The organism is Neobacillus sp. OS1-32, from assembly GCF_030915425.1.
Taxonomy (GTDB): Bacteria; Bacillota; Bacilli; order Bacillales; family Cytobacillaceae; genus Neobacillus; species Neobacillus paridis.
This window is the reverse complement of sequence record NZ_CP133263.1, coordinates 2,690,838-2,717,228: the sequence shown is the minus strand read 5'-3', so window position 1 is coordinate 2,717,228 and position 26,391 is coordinate 2,690,838. Positions and strand designations below refer to the sequence as shown.

The following is a 26,391-nucleotide window of genomic DNA, read 5'->3' as shown; positions in this document are numbered from 1 at the left end:
CCTTGAGCCCGTAGGGCTCATAATTATGAAATTAATTCATTTTGCTATCAATTGATTTTAATAGCTCTATTTTCTCTCTTTGTAATTTTATCATTGTTGTGGAAGCCCATACGATATACGCTGCAGGTATGATCATAAAAAGAAATAATGGAATCGCCCCAAAACCCATCACCTATCCCCTCCTTTTTTATAATTGATTTTTATTATATCACTTGATAATATGGACAAATTTGTATAATTTGTGACATTTTAGTAGATTTTATTTAAAAATTGGTATTATAATGGTAAACTATCAAGTGTTTACCAAATATTATATATTTTAAAAGGTAGGATTAATAGAAATGAAGAATTGGAAATGGTTGGGGGCTTTTGTGGTTATTTTAGGTCTTTTTATTTTTGGCGGGTATTTGAATGCTAGTGCAGCCGAATTGCCAAGTAAAGAATGTGAAAAAGAAAATGTCATAACATTCGATGTGGCTTCAAATGAAATGAAGGAAGTAAATTTTACTGATAAAGAAGGAGAAGAAGTAACGATCACCATAGAGCCTCTTTATGAAATTAGTGGAGATAATGCTTTATCTATTGCGAGTTTGACTCCCGGGCATTCTCACCTATTCCCTTATGGCACGACAAAAGGATTTAAGATTTCGGGAAACACTCCTTATTTGGGAATGAGTTATTATGTAGATGTATATATTCCAAAAGATACATCAGGGTCTAAATTTACCAATGCCTATGGTAAAGATCATTGGGTCATTGGGGGATATTTGTATGATCATTCCTTGACTTATACCAATAAGGCAGCTTCATATGATGCAAATGTTTCTTGGGTAGGTGGATTGGGTGGTTCCAATGTATATTTAAAAGCAAAATTAACCGATAACAAAGTAACCGTTTCTTCAAGAATGTAGATTATAATTTAAAAGATGCAGTTTACTCCAAAACTGCATCTTTATATATGTTTATTAGATACAAGTTTCAAATAGCACACTGAGATGGACCAATTTAGACATTTGTTCACCTGTTAGCATGAGCTATTTTTCATATACCAAAACAAAAACTTACCATTGTGATTATCAATAAATATAGGCAAAATTTCTATGCTTTCGACAAGTAAACCTTAATAAGGGAGACCACAAAGATGCCTCATAGTACCTGCTTGTTCATCTAAATCTATTCCAAACGAACCAAAGGTGTGCTCAGTTTCGTCAGTTGTTTTGACTATTAATTTGATACCGACTTTTTCAATTGACTATTCCAAAGATATTTAATTTTTTCTTTATCATCTAAATCCACTTTTGTTTCAATTGGGTTAATTGATTGCTCTGTTTTTTGCTTTGTTCATTACAACCACTCTTTGAAAAGAAAGAGAAGGCTGTTCCAAAAAAGTTATACTTTTGGAACAACCTTCCATACCTCAATACTCAATAAACAACAACCGGATCATAGGGGCTGAGATTATCATACACAGATCTCATAATGCTTGGCGGTGTGTTGACACAGCCATGCGACCCGTTTGTAAGATAGGCGTTGCTTCCCCAATTGCCTCGCCAGCTGGCATCGTGGAATCCCTGTCCGTCATTTGTAAAAGGAGCCCAATATTTAACAGGGACCTGATAAATGATCTTTCCATTTTCTCTTCCCGTTAACACGGAAGGTGTTTGCTTATAGAGGATATACCACACGCCAGGTGAGGTATTATGACCGGTGCTGTTGTTACCAGTGACGACATTCGTTGTGACAACTAATTTCCCGTTTTTGTAGATCCATATTCGCTGCTGGGCAAGGGAGACTTCAGCATAGGTATGGCCAATACCGTTATTGGCGGTTGTGCCATATCCATAGCCTTCACCATTCCAGCCATATCCGTAAATATTAGAGGCGGAAATGGATTTTTTCCTATTTTCAAAAGCTTTGATAATACGGGGTATTTCTTTGTTAACATTGATGGCCCAGCCATAGCCTCTGCCTTTAACCGATATCACTGAGCCCGAATGGGTCTTGAATTTAAAATCCTTATTTAAAGTGGATTGGGCATTGTTAATTTTGGTTATTCTTTTCTCTATATCACCCGCGTCCTCAATCTTAATCTGTAAATCCTTTGAAATAGAGGCATTTTTAATTAATTCGCTCGCTTTTAACGTATGAACTTTATCCTGCACCTTGTAATTAATGGTCTCGGCAAGGAATTCTTCAAACTGTTTCTGTTGATTTTTTACATACTCGCTGTCTTCTTTAATTGGCTGTTTGTATACGGGATTGAGCCGAATTTCACTAATGTACTTGTGCTTTTCGTAGTCCTTCAAAAGACTGGTGACATCAAACTGTTCTCCAGGAATACTGTTTGTAACAATAATTTTGCCTTGTTTCAAATGAACCATGGCATCTTGTGGTGCTTTTAAGCGCTTATTCATCGCTAGTAGCTTTTCTTCCACTTGTTTTTTTAACGTCTGATTTCGATACTGATCCTGGTTATTGGGCATTAATGAATAATCTTTCGCTTTTGAGGAAGGAAAAAAAGTCCACTGGCTCTTTAATAATTTTTTAAGGTCAGGCAGATCCTTATCCGAAAAGACCATCTTTGTATCTTTTCCGTCGAAAATTGGTTGATCTCCAACATAGATTACATTTTTTAATACGGTTGTTTTTAATTTTTTTAGTGCCTGATCAGCGGTCATTCCACCGACTTTGATGCCATTAATCTTGATTTGTGAATTAAAATGGGTTATCTGATAGTAGCTGCCTGCTGTAATGAAAAGCGCGATAATAAAGATAATACTGGCTGTGATAAACTTCCAGTTTGCATACCACTTAGTTGAATTTACCCGTTGTTTCTCCATTTCTTGATTATTTACCGTGCTTTCCATAAAGTATCCCCCCATAACTGACCTTCCGCTGTTAACATCTTATAGCCATGAACAATGGATATTGCATTATTGGTTACCACATTTTTAAAAAGTCAGGTAATTTATACCACTATTTTACAAGATGTCATATTCAAACATTGTCAGTTTTTGAGTATGTTAAAATTTTAATTTTATCCGAAGGCTAAATAAAGGTACCTTAGAACCTCGTGACTTTAGTCATGAGAGGTTCTCAGATGGATTAAGCACTAAATCAACAAAATGACAATTGTCACCCCATAATGCTGACATTTCTTACTAAGAAAACCTTCTCCGTACACATACAATAAGATGAACAAACCAGGAGGTGTTGGAGGATGAACGAGGTTTTACGTTTGGAAAATGTAACAAAATCATTTAAATATAAAACAGCGGTTAATAATATCAGTTTTTCAATGAAGAAAGGTGAGGTGACAGCCATTCTTGGCCCGAATGGTGCTGGAAAGACGACCACCATTTCGATGATTTTGGGGCTGCTAAAACCGACAACCGGTGACATTAAACTATTCAACAGCCAACCACAGGAACTGCATGTCCGCCAGAAGATCGGCACCATGCTGCAGGAAGTCAGTGTGATGCCAGGGCTGACGATAAACGAAATTCTTATGCTTATTAGGAGTTATTATCCCGAGCCTTTGCCCTTAAAGGATCTTGTCAATTTAACCGGTCTCACAGGGCAGGATTTAAAAACCCGGACAGAAAAATTATCCGGCGGGCAGAAACGCCGTTTAAACTTTGCTTTAGCACTTGCCGGAAACCCTGAGTTCATGATCTTTGATGAACCAACGGTTGGCATGGATATTACCTCCAGACAGCGGTTTTGGCAAACGATCAACACATTTGCAAATAAAGGAAAGACAATCATTTTTTCTACTCACTACTTACAGGAAGCAGATGATAATGCCCAGAGAATCCTGCTATTTAAAGATGGCAGTATCGTTGCCGATGGAACGCCCCAGCAAATTAAATCGAGAATTTCCAAGAAGGCTGTATCGTTTTTAACGGATCCTGAAAAATCACTGGAAATTCTTTATCATCATCCTGAGATTGAGCAGATTTTTCGAAAAAACAATCGTGTATACATCTATTCAGATCATACAGACAGAATACTGGAGCTGCTTTTTCAAGAAAAAATTGGGGCTCATGACATCCAAATTGAAAGTGGAAATCTGGAAGAAGCGTTTAGCCAGCTAACCGGTGAAAATAAGGAGGCTATATAAAATGAAAGCATTTCAAATGCAATGTAAAATGGAAATCAAACGGGTGCTTCGAAACCGATATTTTGTTTTTTGGTCATTGATGATGCCAATCATCTTCTATTATATTTTTACCAACGTGGTTAATACCAATGCCGCCGATCCTGCAGCTTGGAAGGCTCATTACTTAATGTCAATGACTGCCTTTAGTGTGATGGGCTCGTCTATTATGACCCTTGGAATTCGCATGGTTCAGGAGCGTACACAGGGATGGTCTACGTTCATCCGTCTTACGCCCCTTCCCGATCATATTTATTTTTCAGCCCAGATGGTTAGTCAAAGCGTTATTCATATCCTGTCAATCACGGTTATTTTTCTTGCGGGAGCCATCATTAATCGGATCTCACTGACTCCAATGGAATGGTTCATGAGCGGTTTGTGGATTTTGCTTGGATCAATCCCGTTTCTTGCGATGGGAACTTTATTTGGACTAATGAAAAAAGTGGAAACAGCGGCTGGAATCAGCAATGTTCTTTATATGGTGCTGGCAGTCTGCGGCGGTATGTGGATGCCGCTTGAGATTATGCCAAAAGCCATGCAAAGCATCGGCCATTGGCTGCCATCCTATCATTTTGGCAGCGGCGCATGGGAAATTGTTCAAGGCGGGCTGCCCAGCTGGAAAAATATTGTGATCTTATTCGCTTATTTAGTCGTGTTCATGTTACTATCAAAATATATTAGAAGAAAACAAGAAGCGGCGTGATCAAGAAATGAAAAAGTCAATCAGACTGTTTCCCAGCCAATTTGGCTTCTTTCCTTATATCTTTTTAATCTATATTCTATTTCCTGTCTATTATTTATCAAAAGAAACCGGGATGAAACAGCTTATTGGCTATGGAATGGTGCTGCTATTCTTCATTACGTATCGCCAGCTTTATTTTGCCGCAGGAAAAAAATCATTCACATATTGGTTGGCCTTACAGCTTTCAATCATTTTCATTTTTAGTGTGTTTTACAATTTAAACTACATCTTTTTAGGATTTTTTCCTGCTAACTTTATCGGCTATTATCGTGAAAAGCCAAAATTCTACCAAGGACTGGCCGCTCTTGGTTTGGTTCTTTTGACTCCATTTATTTATCATACTATTAAAACAAAAACCTTGCTTTCCTCAGAAGAACTGTTATATTTTGTTCCTTTTCTGATCGTCATGCTCATATCACCTTTTGGTGTGCGCTCAATGAATCGAAGAATGGAGCTCGAACGGAAGCTTGACCAGGCAAATCAGCATATCGCTGAATTAGTAAAGCGTGAAGAACGTGTGCGGATTGCCCGCGATCTTCATGACAAACTGGGCCATACCCTTTCCTTGCTCACATTGAAAAGCCAACTGGTTCAGCGTTTAGTTGCCATCGATTCTGAACGTGCCCAGCTGGAAGCAAGAGAAATGGAAGTAACCTCAAGAGCTGCTCTAAAACAGGTTCGGGAACTTGTTTCCGATATGCGCACAATCACCATTGCCGAGGAACTCATTCAAGTTCAGCAGTTATTGAGAGCTGCGGAAATTACTTACCAATACGGCGGAGAGGCAGATTTTTCAAAAATTCCTCCACTAACGCAAAATATTGTAAGCATGTGTATTCGTGAGGCTGCAACTAATGTCGTTAAACATAGCAAGGCAACGCATTGTACAATTTCACTCTCACAATCTCCCGAAAAAATCAAAATAGTGGTTCATGATGACGGGATGGGTCTTGATAAAAACAAACCGTTTGGCAATGGTTTACGTGGGATGGAAGAGAGATTGAGATTAATTGACGGGGATCTCAAGCTTTCCACCCGTAACGGTACTGTGTTGGAAATGGCCATTCCGATTATTAAGAAAGAGTGGCGGAAGGGGGCAATTACATGATTCGAATATTTATTGCAGAAGATCAACGGATGCTGTTAAGTGCATTAGGCTCCTTACTTGATATGGAGGAGGATATGGAGGTTATTGGTCAAGCGGTGAATGGCGAGGAGGCGCTCTCGGCCATTCTCAAGCTGAAACCCGATGTTTGCTTAATGGATATTGAAATGCCGCTCTTAAGCGGGTTAGATGTAGCTGCGGAGCTGACCCAAAGAGGCTCCTTAACCAAGGTGATCATTTTGACAACCTTTGCCCGCCCCGGATATTTTGAAAGAGCTGTTAAAAGCGGTGTACACGGCTATCTGCTGAAGGATGGCGAAATTAGTGAACTTGCAGATGCTATTCGCAAATGCATGAAAGGGAAACGAATATTTAGTCCGGAACTTACCTTTGATGTAATCCGTGAGGAAAATCCACTCACCGAAAGAGAGCAGGAAATATTGCGCCTCGCTGCATTAGGAAAAACCACCAAGGAAATTACCGAAGCCCTTTTCTTATCATCCGGCACAGTTCGTAACTATATATCGGAAATTATCCATAAACTAGGAGCTAAGAATCGTACAGAAGCAGCAAGTATCGCTGAAACAAAAGGGTGGATTTAACATCTGTGGCACTGTGCCGTCCAATCCATACAGCGTTCTTCTAGTGGGTCATATATCCTTCTATGACTATGACCGTCTATTATTGGAATCTGCTTTACATGAATAGAAGATGAAAAAATCTTTAAGGAGCTGTTCAACTGAACAAATAACACAATTTGGTCTTTAGTACCTCGTTAATAGATCACTTAATGAGCTATCCGTCTAAAGAATTTAATGACAATTTGAAAAATTTACTTAACTTATTTGAAATTAATTGTGGTGAAGATCAGAGTAGCTAGCGATAGTTTGACTTCTTGGATTTTAAAGGAATCTAGGGTCAGTCCCCCAGTGTATTAAAGCTTTACCAGACTGGGGAACTGACCCCATTATTAATGCGGTGATTAGTTTGTGTATTTTGGTAAAATATAGCAGTTTTCACTCTTCTGGGTATGCGTAACTGAATATAATATTCGGATTTGCATATGAATATATGAAAATTTAACTATAAAATTCTAAATATTTAAATTATAGTAATAATTTAAAACCTTGGCACAAAATTTGCATTCCTAAATAACGAAGGGGGAATGTGAATTTATGGAGAAAACAGTGCAATTAAAACGGTCATTAAATTTCTTTCATTTAGTTTTATTGGGACTTGCGTACATGGCACCGCTAACAGTCTTTTCAACCTTTGGAATTGTCGAAGACATTTCAAGAGGTGCAACACCTGCTGCTTATTTGGTTGCCCTGATTGCCATGCTATTTACCGCCTATAGTTATGGAAGGATGTCGAAGGCATTTCCGATCGCCGGCTCCGCCTATTCCTATACGCAAAAATCAATTAGCTCGCACTTAGGGTTTATGGTCGGATGGGTCATTCTGATGGATTATTTGTTTATTCCGATGATTAATTTTCTTATTTTGGGCCTATACATGACGGATTATTTCCCGAGTATACCACTAAGTGTGTGGATTATCGGCATGATTGTCCTTGTAACAGCTTTCAACCTGATTGGTATGAAGGTAACCGTAACGATGAATATGATTCTACTCGGATTTCAATATCTTGTACTGATTATCTTCGTTATTTTAAGCATTAAGGCACTAATAAACGGAACGGGGCAAGGTACTGTTTTTTCACTTCAACCGTTTATGAATGAGCATACTTCGATCATTGCTGTTTTCTCAGGTGCATCGATTTTATGTTTATCCTTTTTAGGGTTTGATGCCTTGACAACGTTTGCGGAAGAGACGATTAAACCGGCAAAGACGATTCCAAAGGCGATTCAGTTTGTCACCCTGTTTGCTGGTACTTGTTTTATCATCATCTCGTATTTGGCACATCTCATTCACCCGGATTTTACGTCGTACAAAAATTTGGATACTGCATCAATTGAAGTGGCGAAAATAATCGGTGGTACACTTTTTAATGCCCTTTTCATCGCAGCGATAGTCGTTACTTGTTTCACCTCCGCCACGGCTTCTCATGCCAGTGTTTCGAGGATTCTTTTTGCGATGGGCCGAGATTCGGTGATTCCAAAGAAATTTTTTGCCTATATCCATCCTAAATTTAGAACGCCAGCGAATAATATTATCCTAGTTGGTATTATTGCACTAGCGGCATTGTTTACCGATTTGGTAACGATCACCTCTTTTATTAACTTTGGCGCATTATTTGCCTTTACCTTTGTTAACTTAAGTGTTGTTGCCCATTATTTTATAAAAGGAAAACAGCGCTCTCTAAGAGGAACAATTCAGTATTTAATCATTCCAATAATCGGAGCTGGCATTTCCTTAAAATTATGGAGTGATCTCGATGTGAAGTCGATGACATTGGGATGTATTTGGGCAGCAGTGGGTTTACTTTATTTAATTTATAAAACCAAACTATTCCGGGTTCAACCGCCGCAAATGGATTTTGTGAATGTGGAGGAAACAAATAAAGATCTTTCAATGTAAGGAGAGAGGTAGAGGATGACATTTATAGCTGATGTTGTAATTAACGGGGAGTCTGTCTTTACAGGGAAAGCAGACCTTCCAGAACCGGCATCGATATTACTAAAAGACAATAGAATTATTGATGTCGTCGAACTTGGTAGTTTTTCAAATTATATAGATGAAAATACAAAAATCTATGATTTTGGCGACCAGCTTATTATGCCGGGATTCCATGATTTTCATATCCACTTATTATTGGGCGGGATGTTGAATGACAGTGTTCGGCTCCATACGGCACGTTCCGCAAAAGAAGCAGCGCAAATGGTCAAAGACTATGCTGACACAAAGAAGGATGAGCCCTTTGTAATTGGGTGCAGCTGGGAACAAAACCAGTGGGTTGAAGGGGAAGTTCACTGCAAATATTTGGACGAGTTGATCCCTGACAGGCCTGTCGTATTATATCAAGCTGAGTTTCATAGTGTATGGGCAAACTCCAAAGCATTGGAGCTGGCAGGAATTGACCGGAATACGGAAAATCCTCCATATGGTGAAATCGTAAAGGATGAAAATGGCGAACCGACAGGGCTGCTGCTGGAACATGCAGTTGGCCTTGTAACCAAAGTATTACCCATTAATTTTGAAAAATTACTTGATAGCTTCTTACAAGAAGCAGCAAAATACGGAGTTACATCGGTTCATGATCTGCTAAGGATTCCAGATATGAGTACGGAAGAAGCAGAATTATATGCGGAATATGAGGAAAAAGGCAAACTGACAACACGGGTTCATTTTGTTGCTCCGCTGAACGGGGATTTGGAACGGGCAAAAAGCTTGCGTGAAAAATATAAATCCAACATGGTGCAATTTGCTGGCTTTAAACAGTTTATCGATGGAGTTACGACAAGCTATACGGCTTATTTACTCGAGCCGTATACAAATAATCCCGTAACAAAGGGCAGTACGGTTTTTCCAGCTGAAGAAATTAAGAGCTGGACGGTAGCAGCCGATAAAGCCGGTTTTCGTGTTCGCTTCCATTGCATCGGTGATGGTGCGGTGCAATTGGCGTTGGATTGCTTTGAAGCGGCTCAGCAGGAAAATGGCGTCAGGGATTCGCGCCATGCGATTGAGCATGTGGAAATGCTTCATCCCGATGATGTTAAGCGGTTTGGTGAATTAGGTGTACATCCGTCCATCCAGCCGGAGCATATCAATGTCACCCAAAGGACGGTCTATGAAGAGCTGATTGGCAAGAAGAGAATGGAATACAACTTTTTACAAAAAACGCTTGCAGACAATGGGGCAAAGCTTGTGTTCAGTACCGACTATCCGGTTGTCGGCTTAAATCCGTTTCCGGGGATTTACCGTGCTGTAACGAGATTGGATGATGAAGGGGTTGTTTGGGGCGAAGGTGAGCAAATTTCCTTGAAGGATACCTTGCTTGCTTATACAGCGGCACCAGCTTATGCGTCTTTCCGTGAAAAAGAACTCGGTACCATTGAAGCAGGAAAATTAGCTGACATCATTGTCCTTGATCGCAATTTATTTGCCGTACCGGTGGAAGAAATTAAAGAAACAAAAGTTATTTTTACCATGGTGGATGGAAAGGTTGTCTATGAATTAGTTGAGGAGGGGTCATTTTGAGTAAAGTGAACGTGGGGCTCATCCAATTAGCAAGTGATGAGCGGATGGAAGTGAATATTGAAAAAACAAAGGAAAAGGTTCGAGAAGCAGTAGCTAAGGGAGCCAATATTATTTGCCTTCAGGAGTTATATCACGGGCAATATTTTCCACAAACGGTTTCCGTCGATAATTATCGATTAGCGATTCCGCTTGAACATGAGGCATTATCGGAAATGCAGCAGCTTGCCAAGGAGCTCGGAATCGTGTTAATCGTTCCTTTTTATGAGCGAGTGGCAAAGGGGATTTATTTTAATAGTGCAGCTGTTTATGATGAAAAGGGAAACTATCTGGGGACGACCAGGAAAAACCATATTCCGGATGGACCGCAGTATCATGAAAAATTTTATTTTACTCCGGGCAATACCGGGTATCCGGTCTATGATACAAAGTTCGGCCGAATTGGGATTGGCATTTGCTGGGATGAATGGTTTCCGGAAGTCGCGCGCATCTTGACGCTAAAAGGAGCAGAAATCTTGTTTTATCCTTCTGCAATTGGCTCGGAGCCCGATCATCCAGAGTTGTCCACAAGGGCTGCCTGGACGAAGGCAATTTCTGCTCATAGTATTCATAATGGCGTATTTGTTGCGGCCGTAAACCGTGTCGGGCAGGAAAAAGAAATGAATTTCTATGGCGGAAGCTTCATTAGCAATCCGCTGGGTGAGATTATTCAATCTCTTGACGACAAGGAGGGTATTCTTGTAGAGGAAATTGATTTACATGAAATTGAGTTTACCAGAAACCTTTTACAGTTTTTAAGAGACCGGCGGACAGACACATATGGGCCAATTTTAGGGAAAGAAAAAATATCCGGGTGAACAAGGAAATGTTATTCACTTAAATGTTTAGGAGGGGTGCCCCTCCTTTTTTGGCCAGGAAAGCATAAATTCAACTACGCCTCATGAACCGCCCTAACGAACTCGCCAATCGGCGAGTTTTCATTTAGTTATTCTTCCCTTGTTCTCCACAATTCTTTCTTAAAAAACTATTTCTACTATTCAACTATTGTCATTTTATTTTTTACTTTAGTGCACCTCGTCTTCCTCAACTTTCTAATTTATTTCAAAATTTCAAAACATATGTTGACATAACAAAAATAATAGTATATAAATAAAACAAATAAATCTTATAAATTAAGTCGGAATTAAATGAGAGGTGAATGTCTTCTGTGATTGAGTTTCATAATATCGTCAAGGAATTTCATCATAAGGGAAAGAAAATGACGGCGTTACATAATGTATCGTTAAAAATTGATAAAGGTGACATATATGGCGTAATTGGCTATAGTGGTGCCGGAAAAAGTACATTACTCAGAATGGTCAATGCCCTAGAAACACCGACAACCGGAAAAGTCATTGTGGGTGGAAAGGAACTGGGAACGATAAGTAATCAGGAGCTTTCCCAGGTTAAGAAAAACATCAGCATGATCTTTCAACATTTTAATTTATTAGAATCCAAGACTGTTTTTGATAATGTTGCACTGCCACTTGTGTTAAATAAAGTAGACAAAGCGACCATTCATAAGCGGGTAAAAGAACTACTCGAATTTGTCGGATTAGCAGACAAGGAAAACAGCTACCCAAGTCAGTTATCGGGCGGGCAAAAGCAACGGATCGGGATTGCCCGGGCGCTTGTCACCAATCCGGAAATCCTTTTATGCGACGAAGCCACATCCGCGCTGGATCCTAAAACCACCGTCTCGATCCTTAAACTATTAAAGCGGATCAACCAAGAATTTAATATTACGATTCTCATTGTTACCCATGAGATGGAAGTCATTCGCGAGATTTGTAATAAAGTAGCCGTCATGGAAAAAGGCAATGTTATTGAGGCCGGCGATGTCCTTGCTGTATTCGGAAACCCGCAAAGAGAGACGACAAAAGAATTCGTCAAAACGGTTATCCATGACGAAATTCCCTCAAGTGTAGTGCAGGAACTGCAAGCAGAGAAGCGAAATAGGCGGGTCTATCAGCTGAAATTTTTTGGAAAAACCGCTTCAGAGCCGCTGCTTACAAAGCTAACAAAAGAGTTTGACGTTGACATGAACATCGTTTTTGCTAACGTTACCGAGCTGCAAGGCACGACACTGGGAATTTTCACGGTTGCTTTTTTCGGTGAAGATTCTGTGCTTGATCATCTTTACCATTATGTAACAGAAAGGAATATTTCTATTAAAGAGGTGATTGTGTGAACAGCGTCTCTGCAGATTTAATTATCCAATCGATCTATGAAACCATTTATATGGTGTCCGTTTCGCTCTTAATCGGGACGTTAATCGGTGTTCCACTGGGGATTCTTTTAGTCATGACACGGCCAAATGGGATTAAGCCGAGTCGGATTTTTTTCACAATACTAAATGGCATTATTAATATCCTAAGATCAATTCCGTTCATCATTTTATTAGTGGCGATTACACCGTTAACTAGATTGATTGCCGGACAGACGTATGGTTCAACGGCGGCGATTGTCCCGTTGGTTGTCTATATTGCTCCGTTTATCGCTCGCCTAGTGGAAAACTCGGTGCTCGAGGTTGGACCAGGGATTATTGAATTGGCAAAATCGCTGGGGGCGACATCGTTTCAAACGATCCGTTATTTTCTCCTGCCGGAAGCGCTTGGTTCCTTAGTGTTAACGATGACAACCGCCACCATTGGTCTCATTGGCGCAACCGCGATGGCGGGAACGATTGGCGGCGGCGGTGTCGGCAGCTTGGCGATCACTTACGGATATGAACGTTTTAACACGTATGTCATTATCCTGACGGTTATTATTTTGATTATCATTGTGCAAATCATTCAAAGCATTGGTAATCGTTTAGCAAAAAAATTAAGACATGAATAAAGGGGATTAGAGGAATGAAGAAACTTGCAATTTTTGTCAGTATTTTAGCTTTGTTTACGCTTGTACTTTCGGGCTGTGGTAAAGAGGAAAAAACAGCAGGGAAAGAAAAAACAACGATTAAAGTGGGGACATCACCAGGGCCGTACAGTGTTTTATTTTTAGATGCGGTTAAGCCAATTTTGGAGAAAAAAGGCTACACCATTAAGCAAGTGGAATTCAATGATTTATTGCAGGCTGATGTTGCTCTTGCCGATGGTGGCGTGGATTTGAATGTCGACCAGCATACTGCATACATGGAAAATTTTAATGAAAATAAAAAGACCGATCTTGTCAATTTAACGCCAATTCCAACAGTACCAGCGGGAATTTTCCCGGGTAAGAAAAAATCGTTAGCCGCTATTGCTAAAGGTGACACAATCGGGATTCCAAATGATGCTTCCAATGCAGCAAGAGCCTATGCCTTATTGCAAAAAGCCAAATTAATTAAACTAAAAGATGGCGTAGAGCTGATGAAGGCGACTTCCCAGGATATTGTAGAAAATCCATACAAGTTAAAAATTGTAGAAATGGATTCTGCACAGATTCCAAGATCTTTAGCTGATCTGGACTACGGCGTTATTCCGGGAAGCATCGTCTACTCTTCCAATATGGACCCATCGAAAAAGCTTTTATCCGAGGATGTTCTGAAACACTTGGAATTAGTAGCTGTAACGAAAAAAGCAAACAAAAATACCAAATGGGCAAAAGACGTTGCCGCTGCTTATCAATCTGATGAATTTAAGGCCTATATGAAAAAACATAACGAAGATGATTACTGGTTTATTCCGGAAGAATTACGATAATTTAATGGAGCCTGCTGGGGGATTTCGGCATCCCCGGCGGGCCGGTTTATTTTTTAAAAGGGGGAAAGGGAAATGACGACACTTATAAAAGAAATAAACGATAAGTTAGCGGATAGCTTTGAAGAAATCGTGAGCTGGAGAAGATATATGCATCAGCACCCAGAGCTGTCCTTTAAAGAAGAAAAAACGGCGCTATACATAAGGGAGAAGCTGGTGAGCTTTGGGTTAGAAGTGGAAACCAATATTGGTGGTGGCCATGGCTTAATCGGAATTTTGCGGGGAGCCCAGCCCGGAAAAACGATTGCGCTTCGGGCTGATTTTGACGCTTTGCCAATTGAGGATGAAAAAGACGTTCCTTATAAGTCGCAGAATCCGGGTGTTATGCATGCCTGTGGCCACGATGGTCATACGGCGGCATTGCTTGGCACGGCCAAAGTGCTTAACGAATTTCGCGATCAGTTGAAAGGAAATGTAGTGTTTATTTTTCAACCGGCGGAGGAAACACCGCCAGGCGGCGCTAAATTTATGGTCGAAGCCGGTGTCTTGGACGGGGTGGACTATGTTTTCGGCGCCCATTTGGATTCGCAAACAGCTGTCGGAAAAGTAACGACAGGCAGCGGCTATCAAATGGCGGCTGTTGATAAATTTACCATCAAGATTCAAGGGAAGGGCGGCCATGGGGCAAGACCCCATGAATCAATTGATTCGATCGTGATTGGCAGTGAAATCGTCGGTGCCTTGCAAAAAGTTGTCAGTCGTCGGGTCGATCCATTAAAATCAGCGGTCGTGACGATAGGTGTGTTTCAAGCAGGCAGCGCATTTAATGTCATTGCAGATAAAGCGGTATTGGAAGGAACGGTTCGCACGTTTAATGCCGATGTCCGCAAGCAGGTGGAAGAACAAATTCGCAGCATCGTTGCGGGGATTACTGCGGCGTTTGGGGCAGCGGCTGAAATTGATTATTTAAATGGCTATCCGGCATTATATAATCATCCGCGAGAAACAGAAACCGTTCGCCAATGGTTCATGGAGGAGTTTTCTTCCGAAAATGTCATGGAAATGGAACCTTCGATGGGAGCCGAGGACTTTTCGTATTTCCTGCTGGAAAAACCAGGCACCTATTTCAGAGTAGGGTCGCAAAATGAGGATGCGGCTACACACTTTCCACATCATCATCCGAAATTTGATATCGATGAAAGAGCGCTGTTAAACATCGGTCGCTCCTTTGTAAAAATTGTTTCAAATTATTTGCTTTAATAATTTTAAAAAAAAGGCCAGTTCCGCTCTCGTTAAACAGTGGGGACTGACCTTTTCTCAGTTCAATTCAGTTTGTTCTTCCGTTTTATTTAACAAAAGCCTGTTAACTTCATTAGAGATTGTTTCGTATGTCGTATGCAAAGATAGGGCCATTTCTTTGAACAATACACTTTTGATTGAAGTTAAAAGCTGTTTATCCTGTTCACTTATTTTTCTCTCTTTCAACTCAAGTTCATGCTTTTTCCGAATCAAGGTATTGGCTATTTTAGCAATTTCGCGACGATTTCCGGATTTTACAATATTATTATAGGTTTGGATACGTAAGTGGTTATTTTCAATCCAATTGGCGCCGGGGAATTGGAATGAGTCTAAAATTTCCTCAGCCTGATCCTTCTGCATCAAACTTGACATGGTTACCTTGTTATTATCTACTGGGGTTCTTATTGTCAGCTGGTGGTCGTTATTAAGAGGTTGTAAAACATAATATGCTTTTGTATTTCCGGCAATGTTTATGTCACAAATATCTTCGATTTTGCATATCCCATGTCCTGAATAAACGATTAGATCTCCTTTGTTAAACATTAAATTAACTCCTTTAATGAATAATTGTCAACTAAGTTGACTAATGTTATTATAATCCTTTATGTGTAAAAATGTCAACTTAATTGACGATTTTAAATGTCCTTGGTATAGTGATAACGAGAAAAATAATAGGAGTGAATTGCTTGGATCCTAAATTACAAAGCTTAGGTTTACTTGACCTGATTAGCGAACGCCATGTTCAACTTCGAAGTACTGCCGAACATTTATGGAATGATCATAGTGATATTTATATATCAAATTCTGAGTGGTTTATCCTAACCAGAATATATGAAAATCAGCAGCCGACAATTTCTTATGTTTCAAAAAATGTGGATATTTCTCGACAAGCAACACATAAGTTCATCAAACGTCTTGAGGCAAAGGGATTAGTTGAAATAAAAGATGTTGAAAACAATAAAAAGGAAAAATGCATCCAGTTGACAGCATTTGGCCAAGAGTGCTATGAAAAAAATAAGTCATTAAAGGCTATGCTTGAGAAAAAGATTGCTGATGCGATCGGTATAGAACAACTCTCAATTCTAAAAAGTATTCTTCAAACAGATTGGCGAATAGATAAGTTGAAATAATCCCAACAAGGGTTAGCCCCCGCTGCTTTAACGCAATGGAGGGCCGCCTTTTTTTTCTAAGTCTTTCGGTAAACAGCTTGCAAGAATTCGAATACCCTGTTCAATTTCTTCGAGTGACAATCCGCCAAATCCCAACATGATAATAGATTCAATTTCATCGTTGGGCAGCAACCAAAACCGGGCGGGGGAATAAACCTTAACCCCATGGCTCAGCCCACGTTCGATTAATTTGGAAGCGGTCATACCGTTTAGTTTTAATAAGATATGTAAGCCTGATTTTTCACCGATTATGCTGACCCGTGTGTCCATATATTGCTGGATACTCGTCAACAGAACCTGGTGTTTTCGTTGATACCATTTACGCATTCTCCGGATATGTTTTTCAAACTCCCCTGATTTCATAAACTGAGCAACCGCTCTCTGAATAATCGGCGAGACTGATTGGTTATATTCTGCAAATTTTTGTAATAATAACTCCATAAGGGAAGGGGGAAGGACCATATAGCTTAATCTTGCAGTAGGAAGGAAGCATTTGGACAATGTTCCTAAATAAATAACACGCCCCTCTTCATCCAGTGATTTCAAAGAGGGAATCGGCTGGCCGCGGTAACGAAATTCACCATCATAATCATCTTCAAAAATATATCCATTTGTTTGATAGGCCCATTTTAATAATTGTATTCGTTTAGCAACAGGCAGAACCATTCCGTAAGGAAATTGGTGTGAAGGGGTGACATAAATGGCCTTGGCCATCGATGTTTGAAGATGTTTAACTGATAATCCATCATGTTCAAGTGGAATTGGTTTGAGATGGCATCCCTCGTCTTTAAAGACGGTACGGACACCAAGATAACCAGGTTCCTCCATTGCCACGGTTTCACCATTCAGTGATAAAAGCCGGCAGAGCACTGATATGGAGGTCTGAGTGCCTGCGGTGATCAAAATTTGCTCCGGTGTGGCTCTTACACCTCTCGATTGTTGTAGATAGTGCGCAATTTCCTTCCGTAATGAAAATTCACCTATTTTGTTTCCGTATTGGAATAACCAGTTGTTTTGCTGATCGATTGCATCTGTAAGACATTTCTTCCACTGCTTGATCGGGAACTTGTCCAGATCGACATTTCCGTATTCAAAATCCACAGCCACTTTTGGTGATGCTTGCTTTTCCGGTATAATGGGATGCTCAGTTGGAGGAAGATGCCATACCGGTTTTTCAATTTCTGCCACCCAAACCCCGCTCTTTGGGATACTTTCGAGGTATCCTTCTGCTTGTAATTGCTGGTACGCTGTCTCCACCGTGTTCCGGCTGACGTTTAAATTGGCGGTAAGTTCACGGATAGATGGCATCTTTGTTCCCGGCATTAGCCTTCCGTCTTCAATTTCCTTCCTTATCCAATGATACAGTTGCATATAAAGCGATTCAGGCAGTTCCTTGTTTAAAAATGGGGAAATTTCCATTGTTCACCCTCCATCTGTCCTTATCATTTTTCTAACATCTGTCACTTTTTTCCTGTGCAAAGATTCTTTAAAATGAGTCTATCATATGGAATGAAAGAAGGGATGGAAACATGCAAAAAATTCGCCAAGAAAAATTAGCTTGTACCGACCAACAACGGATTGACCAGTTTTTGAGAACAACACGGACAGGATATCTCGGATTAACGGATGGGAATTCTCCCTATGTTGTTCCGTTGAATTTCACCTGGCTGAACGGAGCGATCTATTTCCACGGTGCTGCGCAAGGGAGAAAAATCGAGCTCATCGAGACTAATCCAAACGGTTGCTTTACGGTGGCAGAAGATTATGGAACAATGGTCAGTCCAATCCCAGCGAAGACCGATACCGCCTATATGAGTGTGATGCTGTTTGGCTCACTTACGAAGGTAACTGATTTAGCAGAGGCAACCGCGGCGATGCAGGCGTTGCTGGATAAGTATGTGCCGGGTTATTATGACAAACAGCTATCTTCCTCCCATGTCGAGAAGTATCGTTCCTCACTAGGGAGTTATACATTAGTGTTTAAGCTGACCCCAAGTGAACTGACGGCAAAAGAAAATCAACTAAATCCACATCTTTTGTTTCAACAAGGCAGGAAAGTCGAAATGGATCTATAACCTTAAAGGGCAGTCCATCGTTAAAACGGTAAGGGACTGCCCCTTCCATGAGAACAGCAACCGAAGAATAGCGTGCTAGTGAGTTCTTATAAACCTTCTATGAGAACAACATCGGAAGAAAACTGGCCGGTTGAGTTCTGACAGCCCTTTCATGAGAACGGTAACTGTAGAAAATCGACCAATTGAGTTTTCAATAAGGCGGGATAGGCGCCCGCAAGGCCGGAAAATAGGTCTGTGCGGTCACCAATGGACCGGATAGGAGTCCGAGTGTCAGGAAATTAGAGCCGTTTGGTCACCAATAGGCGGGATAGGCGCCCGAGTGTCAGGAAATTAGAGCCGTTTGGTCGCCAATAGGCGGGATAGGCGCCCGAGTGTCAGGAAATTAGAGCCGTTTGGTCACCAATAGGCGGGATAGACGCCCGAGTGTCAGGAAATTAGAGCTGTTTGGTCACCAATAGGCGGGATAGGCGCCCGAGTGTCAGGAAATTAGAGCCGTTTGGTCACCAATAGGCGGGATAGGCGCCCGAGTGTCAGGAAATTAGAGCCGTTTGGTCACCAATAGGCGGGATAGGCGCCCAAGTGGCTGAAAACTAGGCTCTCCCCTGGATCCATTTTTGCGTCAGTAGTATCCGACTATCGTGAAAAAGACTGCCCCTTCCTCTATTCAATGTCAAATTCCGGCTATTGAAATTTTACCCGCGACATGCCGACCACAAGAAATACTGCTGAGAACAATAACAGCACTGCTACAGGGAGAGCGATGTCGGCAACGCCGCCGCCGCGGGCAACGATTTCGGTGAATCCTTTCATCGCCCAGGTTTGCGGCACAAATTCGGCTATCTTTTGCATGAATTTCGGTACAACATCAAGCGGCCAGAAGACCCCGCCCAGCATACAAGTGGAGATGATGACAATGTTACCCAAGGCGGATTGCTGCTCGGTCGTAGTGACAAATCCAGCGATGAACAGACCCAATCCCACGACACACAGCAACAGGGCCGATACTAATACAGCAATGCCCAAAGGATCTCCCCATTGGATATCAAACAAAACGGAGGTGGCGGCCATTAAGATGCCAAATTGAATCCAGCCAAGGATGAAAAACGCTAGAAAAAAGCCAGCCATTAATTCAAATCTCGAAATCGGCGTCGACATCATCCGATACCAGACACCCGATTTTTTTGCTTCCAAAATCGTCCCGCTGACACTCATCATCACAATCATTACAAACATAATTGAGAAACCAGCGGAACTAGCCGATTGATTGTTTAATTTTGACTGCGCCTTGCCTTTTTTTACTTCGATTTTATGCACAGCGGTTGAAGCTGTTGAAGTCTCCTTCGTAATCGCAGAAAAAACAGGTTTCCAATCCTCTCCTGTTAAACGGCTCGACTGGAGACTGGCGGCCAATTCCATTTTGATTTTTGTCAAACTTTGATTGATCATTTGCGAAATGGCAGTCGCGGATGTGAACTCTGGTCCATGTTTAAAAACAACCTTCGGATCCTCTTTCGCCATCATTTGCTCCTCAAAGCCTTTCGGAATGTACAGCATTCCGCCCAGTTTCTTGTCCTTTACCTTTTGTTCCGCCTGTTGCTTGCTCTCAGGCACCAAAGTAAATAATTCATTCTCTTTAACAGACTGCAGAAACCCTTTGGAAAGTGTCGATTGATCGTCATCCACCACAGCCAATTTCATTCGATCCGAGCTGCCGTCTCCGGAAAGTCCTCCGAAAATAAGCGTAAAAATGAGGGGCATGGCAAACATCAGAAAATAGCTTTGCTTTTTTTGAAATACTTTTTTTAACTCCAACAGGCAAACGGCCCATGCTTTTCGCATTTGTTCCACTCCTTATCGTAATTTAAATTTCACGGTGCCGATGGAAAGGGAAATAATCCCGATTGTTAGTAATACCGTCACCGGCAAAAGCAGCGTATTCCAGGTGGTTCCGGACATGATATCAATAAAACTGGTTAGTACCCATTTGTTCGGTGTAATATTCGCTGCTTTTTGCATCAAATCTGGAAATACCGATAGCGGCAGCATTGACCCGCCCAGGATAGCGAAAATCTGAATACCTATCCCGCCGATGACATCGGCCGTTTTTTCCTCCCTAATCAGTGCGGCAATGAGCATCGAAAGACCTGCGACGGTAAAACTGTAAACCAGCCCGATCACTGCAACTTGCATCAAATTTTTGCCCCAGTCCACCTGAAAGGCAAAATGGGTTGTAAGTGTAAAAATGGTAAACTGTATCACAGCAAAATAAAACGTTCCTAAAAATTTTCCGAAGACAATCTGCATTCTTCCAGTCGGGGTGCTCAGCAATCTTGCCAGCGTTTCTGTTGCCCGCTCATTTAATAGTGATTTGGCGCCAGTCGTGATGTTATAGAGTAAAAACATTGCTGCCATGGCAGCGGCATAGTATTGACTCGAGGATACCGACCGTTTTCCGATCGGCGTTTCCGAGACGGAGTTGGTTGCAGCTTTCATTTGCTCTTGCAGTTGTCCGGCAATCTCAGCGGCTGCCTTTCTCATATCCAGCTTTCCAGTCAGGACCGGAGTGGACGAGGCAAGCTGCTCCATGACCACTTTCGAAGAGACAGCCATGGTAACCACTTTATCGGTAAAAGAAGTCGTAATTGATTCCACAATTGAAGCCTGCAATGATTTTCCCGGATCGGTGAGCAGCGTCAAGTCTTTTAATTGTCCGTCCTTTAAATGCCCACTCCATTTAACTGGGATCACGACGCCAGCATCAATTTTTTCTTTCTTCAACCAATCCTTCGCTTTCTTCTCGGAGGGAACTGTGCGAACCTTAATGAACTCTTGCATATCTTTGCTTTTTAAAACATCATCAACAAAGGTTGTTGCAAGTTCATCCTGATCTTGAACCACTACTCCGACGATTGTCAGCGGCAGTTTTTCTTCACCGCCCATGACGCCGCTCAAAGCTGTACCCAAAATGGCGGTCAAAATCAGCGGCATGAGAATCATCATCAGAAACCCTTTTCGGTCTTTCAACCGTATATGCAAATCTTTCCAAGCGATAGTAAAGCTTTTCATCCATCTTCCCTCCCCTTAATCCCTCAATGATCTTCCTGTTAATTGTAAAAATAATGACTCCAAATTTGGCTCCTGTACATGAACGGCTTGAACCTGCAGTCCTGATGTCACGGCTTTACCGACAATCTCGCCAATAGCCAAATTGGTATGGGTTACAAATATTTCAATGGTATTGTCTTTTGAGACGACCTGTTCAACAAAGGAAAGCTCCTTCACGAACGTGATGAATTCAGACTCTATCTCGTTCAGCTGTAAGCTGATGACCGTTCCACCAGCCAGACGGTTGCATAGCTCTTGTTTTGTTCCAAGGGCAATCATTTGACCATGGTCAACAATTCCAATTCGTTCACACAGGTATTCCACTTCCTCCATGTAATGGCTCGTATAAATGACTGTCATTCCTTCCTGATTCAGCTTTTTGACTGTTTCAAGAATATGATTTCTCGACTGTGGATCAATTCCAACGGTCGGTTCATCCATAATTAACAATTCAGGCTTGTGCATCAGAGCGGCACCAATATTGATCCTCCGTTTCATTCCTCCAGAGAAAGTTTCGATTTTCTCCTTGGCACGGTCCTTTAAGCCGACATATTCCAGCACCTCGGCGGCCCTTTTGTTTGCTTGGGCGCTCGTTAAGCCGTACATTTTGCCCCAAAAAACCAAATTATCTTTTGCCGACATTGTCGGATAAAGGGCAATATCCTGCGGAACGACGCCGATCTTTTTCTTTGTGCTCATCGGGTCCTTTTTCACTGATTTACCGGCTACTTCAATTTCGCCGGCATCAAATGGCAGCAATCCGCAAATCATCGAGATGGTCGTTGATTTACCGGCACCGTTTGGCCCAAGCAGACCAAATGACTCGCCTTTTTGTACAGAAAATGTAATCCCTTTAACCACTTCATTTTTTCCAAAGCTTTTTTTTATATCTTTAATCTTCAGCATGTTGATCACCTTCACTTATTTTTTTGTTAAGGTAATCATAAATGGTTTTGCAGGAACTTCCATCTATCGCAGGGGATATTTTTCCATAAAAAAACCGGCTGGTTTCAGCCGATTTTCATACCTATCTATGCCAAACGTCATATATCGTAAGTCGTGATTCCATACCGGACGGCAAAAATGGCTGCCTGGGTCCGGTCCCGCAGCCCCAGTTTGCTGATAATGTTGGATACGTGGTTCTTTACCGTGCCTTCGGTGATGAATAAAACTTCCGCAATTTCCTTGTTGCTTAGACCATATCCCAGCTGTCTTAATACATCATGCTCCCTTTCCGTCAAATCCTCTGTTTCCTTTGGGGCGGCAGGGGGATTTCCTTCTAATGGGGCAGCCATACTTTGAGAATGCTTCATTTCCTTGATAACTTGTGCCGTCACATCCGGAGGAAGGACAACACCGCCGGAATGAACAGTTAAAATGGCCTGTACAATCGTATCTGTCGGCATGTCCTTGAGCAAATAGCCGCTCGCTCCCTCTTCAAGCGCTTCAAAAATCAGCTCACTATCTTTAAACGTTGTCAGCATCAGTACCTTGATCTCAGGCATTTCCTCACGAATCAATTTCGTTCCGTCGACACCGTTTGTCCCCGGCATGCGGATGTCCATTAAGATGATATCCGGAATCAATCGTTTCGCTTTTTCAAACGCATCCTGACCGTCACAAGCTGTTCCAACAACTTCCAGCTCATTTCGCAAACTGAGAATTGTGGCCAGACCGTCGCGCATTAATGATTGATCATCAACTACCATGATTTTTATCATTGGCTTACACCTGCCGTCCATTTTAGTTTTTTCATCGGGAATTCTGCGATGACTTCAAATCCCTCATCGGCTTGGCTGAGAAACTGCAACGTACCGCCATGATCCAAGATCCGCTCGCGCATATTGACCAAGCCAAACCCAGGCACCACCTCTGGAACTCCTTTTCCATCATCCTTAATTCGCACGGTAATGTTCTCGTGCTGACAATTAAGCATGACCGAACATTGAGTTGCCTGACCATGCCGCTTTGCGTTCGTCAGCGACTCTTGAATGATCCGGATGATCGTGGGCTGCAATGTCGTCGGAATGGAAGCGGGGTCTCCGTCCATTTCAAAAGTTGTTTCGAGATTGGTTAATTTGGAATAGTCTTGAAATAGTTTTCGTAAAATCTGGAGCATGGACTGCTCCTCACCGTCTTCATGGAGCGTACGGACGGAAAGACGAATTTCCTGCAGCGTTTCGCGTGTGAGTTGTTCACATTGCCGCAGTACGTCCTTTGTTTTTTCAAGGTCAAGCTGCATCATTTCTTTTGCAAGCTGAATTTGGACAAGGAGAGCCGTGATTTTGTGACCGACCGTATCGTGAATTTCGCGGGCAATGTGATTTCGCTCGCGAATCATTGTTAATTCCTCCACCTGCTTGGAATAAAGGCGCAATTGGTCATGAGCCGCCTTTAAAGCCGCATGGGAGGTATTTAACTCTTCATATTGGGCATTCACGGTCGTGCGGGCATCCATTAATTTGCGGATTAAGCTCCCGACAAAGCTGCCAAAAAGAACAAACCCGGTATTTAACACATTCTCAGCCAATTGCCATTTTCCCGTAGCTTGATAGGTGTAGAGGATAATTACAGCCCAAATCACGAGAAAAAAGGCAACATATCTTCGAATGATTTGTTTGTCCGTGATCGCCAAGAACAAGGTAACCCCAATAATGCCAAATATCGTCAAATACAGTCCAGTCGTTCCCGGAAAAACAAGGCCCAAACCGGCTGCCACAAGTGAATCCATAGTCAACACCACGTGAATCCATTGTTCTTGATCCTTTGCACAAAGAAGAATTTGATCAACTGTAAATATAGCGATTGCTGCAAACAGAAAATATCTTTGAAGATTACTATTGCCGTCAAAAATGATAAAATAATACACGAAGCAAATCAGATAAAACATGATAATCCGAAGAAACGTCAGTTTGCTTAATGACTCCATACTTTTCCCGCCAATCTGCTAAATATAACGATATCTTACACTGTTTATTTGACTGTTAAAAGAGTGATTTTTGTAAAATAAAAACTTTTCGGTATGGTTGAATCCGGAGTGGCAAAATAATAGCTATTGTCTTTAGAAACACATCTGCATGTCCTATGAATCTGCATAATTGGATAGTAGTTTCTCGAAAAAGATGACCCATCATGATAAAATATCTATAAGAATGATAGATTGGAGATTAAAGAATGAAATCAACCCTACTCAGGGCCGTAGTATTGTCTTGTATATTCCTCCTGGGGTGGTCTTACGACGGGGCCTCTGCAGCGACGTCCTGGACCTCCAAATGTGAAAAAATATATGGGAAAGTTGAACCAAATCAAAATCCTGCCCCCCAGCAAATCAATTGTTTACTGACGAATGCAGCATTAGCTGCAAAGATTCCACCTGAAGTGGTCAAGGCCATTGCCGAACAGGAAAACGGCTGGAAGCAATTTACGAATGGCGAGCCCTTTATTTCAAAAGACGGCGGAATCGGTTTGATGCAACTTACCAATCAAGCAAACTATGATCCACAAAAACTAAAAACGGATATTTACTATAATATTCAGGCAGGCGTAGAGATTCTTAACAGCATGTATAACCGCACTGATTTGCCGAAAATAAAGGGCGCAGGCCGGGAAGTGATTGAAAATTGGTATTTTCCAGTAATGGCTTATAACGGGACAAAACCAATAAATAGCCCGCTGTTCCAGGATACTGGGAAACGTAATGCGAACGCCTATCAAGAAAAAATCTTTTCCATATTGAAACGAGACAGTTTTTTGGATGATACGACACTGGCACAGTTCCCTTTCAAAACAAAAGACTTTGATTATGATCCTAATAGCAGCAAAAATATTGTTTTTAAAGTTAGGGAATATACCATTACGGGCGAAATGCATCCATCAAATTATTATTTCCAAACGGGAGATAAAGTAATTGTAACTGCTGATAAGGTAAAGGTAAGATCAGACAATAGCAGTGCCTCTTCTGTTAAAAAAGAGCTGGCAAAAAATACCACACTTATTATTACAGGGAATTTCACCTTTGACAAATCTTCCACCAGTAACCGCTTTGTTTGGTATCCGGTCAAAACAACAGATGCCAAAGTTATAGGATTTGTTTCCTCAGCTTATATTAGCAGGAAGCTGGATGCACCTGTAGTCAATATAGTTGATGATAATGATAAGTCAATATCCGGGAAAGCCCCGGCAAATGCCAGAATCCAGATAAAGAACGGAACAAAGGTGATAGGCAGTGCTGTTGCTGATAAAAATAAGAACTTTAAAGCTGATATTCCTGTTCAAAAGGCAGGAACCAAGCTGACAATATCCTATAAGGATCAGTACAATGCAGCAAGCCCCGCGAAGACTATTATCGTTGCTGATAAAACCGCACCTGCGATTCCGACAGTGAAGACAGTTACGAACAGGTCTACTGCCGTTTCTGGTAAAACAGAAGCATATGCTGCCGTAACGGTAACAATTTCTACGAAAAGCTATAAAGGAAAAGCGGATAAATACGGAAACTACAAAGTAGCTATACCTGTACAAAACTTTGGAAAGACCATTACGGTCACGGCAAGGGATAAGGCGGGAAATAAAAGTAAAGCAAAGGTGATAAAAGTTGTCAGAACGGCACCAAATATGCCGACTGTGAACAAACTAACTTATAAAACTGCGACTGTTACTGGAAAAGCCGAAAAAAATGCAGCCGTCTCGATAAAAATCGGAAAGAAGACATACTCGGCAAAAGCCAGCGCTAGTGGGAGTTTTAAAGTGCGAATTCCAAAGCAGCGGGCAGGAACCAAACTATACGTAAATGCTAAAGACAGCAAAGGAAAAGTAAGCGCAACAAGAAAAGTCACTGTTTCAAAATAATTTATTTAAAGCT

24 protein-coding genes are annotated in these 26,391 nt (G+C 41.4%); 15 read left to right on the top strand and 9 right to left on the bottom strand.

Annotated features, from left to right (window positions below; all coding sequences use genetic code 11):
• Window positions 1-31: 31 nt before the first annotated feature.
• Window positions 32-169 (bottom strand): hypothetical protein, encoded by a 138-nt coding sequence (locus RCG24_RS13490; protein ID WP_202656075.1) that lies wholly within the window; start codon window positions 167-169, stop codon window positions 32-34.
• A 172-nt stretch (window positions 170-341) separates the two neighbouring features.
• Here RCG24_RS13490 and RCG24_RS13485 point away from each other — a divergent pair, with 172 nt between their 5' ends.
• A complete protein-coding gene (locus RCG24_RS13485; RefSeq protein ID WP_202656074.1) occupies window positions 342-911 on the top strand; it encodes a DUF5626 family protein in 570 nt (189 codons plus the stop codon).
• Window positions 912-1,424: 513 nt separating this feature from the next.
• Here RCG24_RS13485 and RCG24_RS13480 read toward each other — a convergent pair.
• Window positions 1,425-2,867, bottom strand: a complete 1,443-nt coding sequence (locus RCG24_RS13480) for a L,D-transpeptidase (protein ID WP_308077256.1) — start codon at window positions 2,865-2,867, stop codon at window positions 1,425-1,427.
• A gap of 353 nt (window positions 2,868-3,220) precedes the next feature.
• Here RCG24_RS13480 and RCG24_RS13475 point away from each other — a divergent pair, with 353 nt between their 5' ends.
• The 11 genes from RCG24_RS13475 (at window position 3,221) to RCG24_RS13425 (ending at window position 15,142) form a co-directional block, all read left to right on the top strand.
• Window positions 3,221-4,123 (top strand): ABC transporter ATP-binding protein, encoded by a 903-nt coding sequence (locus RCG24_RS13475; RefSeq protein ID WP_308077255.1) that lies wholly within the window; start codon window positions 3,221-3,223, stop codon window positions 4,121-4,123.
• A 1-nt stretch (window position 4,124) separates the two neighbouring features.
• Window positions 4,125-4,862, top strand: coding sequence for an ABC transporter permease (locus tag RCG24_RS13470; RefSeq protein WP_308077254.1), 738 nt, complete (start codon window positions 4,125-4,127; stop codon window positions 4,860-4,862).
• A gap of 7 nt (window positions 4,863-4,869) precedes the next feature.
• On the top strand, window positions 4,870-6,009 hold the full coding sequence (locus RCG24_RS13465; protein WP_308077253.1) for a sensor histidine kinase: 1,140 nt from the start codon (window positions 4,870-4,872) through the stop codon (window positions 6,007-6,009).
• Entirely contained in the window at window positions 6,006-6,608 is a 603-nt protein-coding gene (locus RCG24_RS13460) for a response regulator transcription factor (protein ID WP_308077252.1), read from the top strand. Before RCG24_RS13465 ends, RCG24_RS13460 begins: the two co-directional genes overlap by 4 nt.
• A gap of 573 nt (window positions 6,609-7,181) precedes the next feature.
• The gene (locus tag RCG24_RS13455; protein ID WP_308077251.1) at window positions 7,182-8,546 is read left to right on the top strand and encodes an APC family permease; all 1,365 of its coding nucleotides are present in this window, start codon (window positions 7,182-7,184) and stop codon (window positions 8,544-8,546) included.
• A gap of 15 nt (window positions 8,547-8,561) precedes the next feature.
• Entirely contained in the window at window positions 8,562-10,166 is a 1,605-nt protein-coding gene (locus tag RCG24_RS13450; protein WP_202656067.1) for an amidohydrolase, read from the top strand.
• 5 nt (window positions 10,167-10,171) lie between these two features.
• Complete coding sequence (locus RCG24_RS13445) at window positions 10,172-11,020, top strand: carbon-nitrogen hydrolase (protein ID WP_308079184.1); 849 nt, start codon at window positions 10,172-10,174, stop codon at window positions 11,018-11,020.
• Window positions 11,021-11,370: 350 nt separating this feature from the next.
• On the top strand, window positions 11,371-12,393 hold the full coding sequence (locus tag RCG24_RS13440) for a methionine ABC transporter ATP-binding protein (protein ID WP_202656065.1): 1,023 nt from the start codon (window positions 11,371-11,373) through the stop codon (window positions 12,391-12,393).
• Window positions 12,394-12,443: 50 nt separating this feature from the next.
• Window positions 12,444-13,043: a methionine ABC transporter permease gene (locus RCG24_RS13435; protein ID WP_202656086.1), complete on the top strand. Its 600-nt coding sequence runs from the start codon at window positions 12,444-12,446 to the stop codon at window positions 13,041-13,043.
• 14 nt (window positions 13,044-13,057) lie between these two features.
• A complete protein-coding gene (locus RCG24_RS13430; protein WP_202656064.1) occupies window positions 13,058-13,885 on the top strand; it encodes a MetQ/NlpA family ABC transporter substrate-binding protein in 828 nt (275 codons plus the stop codon).
• 72 nt (window positions 13,886-13,957) lie between these two features.
• On the top strand, window positions 13,958-15,142 hold the full coding sequence (locus tag RCG24_RS13425) for a M20 metallopeptidase family protein (RefSeq protein WP_202656063.1): 1,185 nt from the start codon (window positions 13,958-13,960) through the stop codon (window positions 15,140-15,142).
• A 57-nt stretch (window positions 15,143-15,199) separates the two neighbouring features.
• Here RCG24_RS13425 and RCG24_RS13420 read toward each other — a convergent pair whose 3' ends face one another.
• Window positions 15,200-15,724 carry a CarD family transcriptional regulator gene (locus RCG24_RS13420; protein WP_308077250.1) on the bottom strand — a complete coding sequence of 175 codons (525 nt, stop codon included), beginning with the start codon at window positions 15,722-15,724 and terminating at the stop codon, window positions 15,200-15,202.
• Window positions 15,725-15,867: 143 nt separating this feature from the next.
• On the opposite strand from RCG24_RS13420, the gene RCG24_RS13415 reads away from it, so the two are divergent.
• Window positions 15,868-16,311 carry a MarR family winged helix-turn-helix transcriptional regulator gene (locus RCG24_RS13415; RefSeq protein WP_202656061.1) on the top strand — a complete coding sequence of 148 codons (444 nt, stop codon included), beginning with the start codon at window positions 15,868-15,870 and terminating at the stop codon, window positions 16,309-16,311.
• A 27-nt stretch (window positions 16,312-16,338) separates the two neighbouring features.
• Here the strand turns inward: RCG24_RS13415 and RCG24_RS13410 are convergent, their stop codons facing one another.
• Window positions 16,339-17,769, bottom strand: coding sequence for a MocR-like pyridoxine biosynthesis transcription factor PdxR (locus tag RCG24_RS13410; RefSeq protein WP_202656060.1), 1,431 nt, complete (start codon window positions 17,767-17,769; stop codon window positions 16,339-16,341).
• Window positions 17,770-17,879: 110 nt separating this feature from the next.
• On the opposite strand from RCG24_RS13410, the gene RCG24_RS13405 reads away from it, so the two are divergent.
• The gene (locus tag RCG24_RS13405; protein WP_308077249.1) at window positions 17,880-18,425 is read left to right on the top strand and encodes a pyridoxamine 5'-phosphate oxidase family protein; all 546 of its coding nucleotides are present in this window, start codon (window positions 17,880-17,882) and stop codon (window positions 18,423-18,425) included.
• A 681-nt stretch (window positions 18,426-19,106) separates the two neighbouring features.
• Here the strand turns inward: RCG24_RS13405 and RCG24_RS13400 are convergent.
• The 5 genes from RCG24_RS13400 to RCG24_RS13380 form a co-directional block, all read right to left on the bottom strand.
• Window positions 19,107-20,264, bottom strand: coding sequence for an ABC transporter permease (locus RCG24_RS13400; RefSeq protein WP_308077248.1), 1,158 nt, complete (start codon window positions 20,262-20,264; stop codon window positions 19,107-19,109).
• A 12-nt stretch (window positions 20,265-20,276) separates the two neighbouring features.
• Entirely contained in the window at window positions 20,277-21,491 is a 1,215-nt protein-coding gene (locus RCG24_RS13395; protein ID WP_202656051.1) for an ABC transporter permease, read from the bottom strand.
• 15 nt (window positions 21,492-21,506) lie between these two features.
• Window positions 21,507-22,436 carry an ABC transporter ATP-binding protein gene (locus RCG24_RS13390; RefSeq protein WP_308077247.1) on the bottom strand — a complete coding sequence of 310 codons (930 nt, stop codon included), beginning with the start codon at window positions 22,434-22,436 and terminating at the stop codon, window positions 21,507-21,509.
• Between the two features lie 137 nt (window positions 22,437-22,573).
• Window positions 22,574-23,251 carry a response regulator gene (locus RCG24_RS13385; protein WP_202656050.1) on the bottom strand — a complete coding sequence of 226 codons (678 nt, stop codon included), beginning with the start codon at window positions 23,249-23,251 and terminating at the stop codon, window positions 22,574-22,576.
• A complete protein-coding gene (locus tag RCG24_RS13380) occupies window positions 23,248-24,459 on the bottom strand; it encodes a sensor histidine kinase (RefSeq protein WP_308077246.1) in 1,212 nt (403 codons plus the stop codon). The genes RCG24_RS13385 and RCG24_RS13380 overlap by 4 nt, the downstream gene beginning before the upstream one ends.
• 245 nt (window positions 24,460-24,704) lie before the next feature.
• Between RCG24_RS13380 and RCG24_RS13375 the strand changes: the two genes are divergently transcribed.
• A complete protein-coding gene (locus RCG24_RS13375) occupies window positions 24,705-26,378 on the top strand; it encodes an Ig-like domain-containing protein (RefSeq protein WP_202656048.1) in 1,674 nt (557 codons plus the stop codon).
• The last annotated feature ends 13 nt before the right edge of the window (window positions 26,379-26,391 follow it).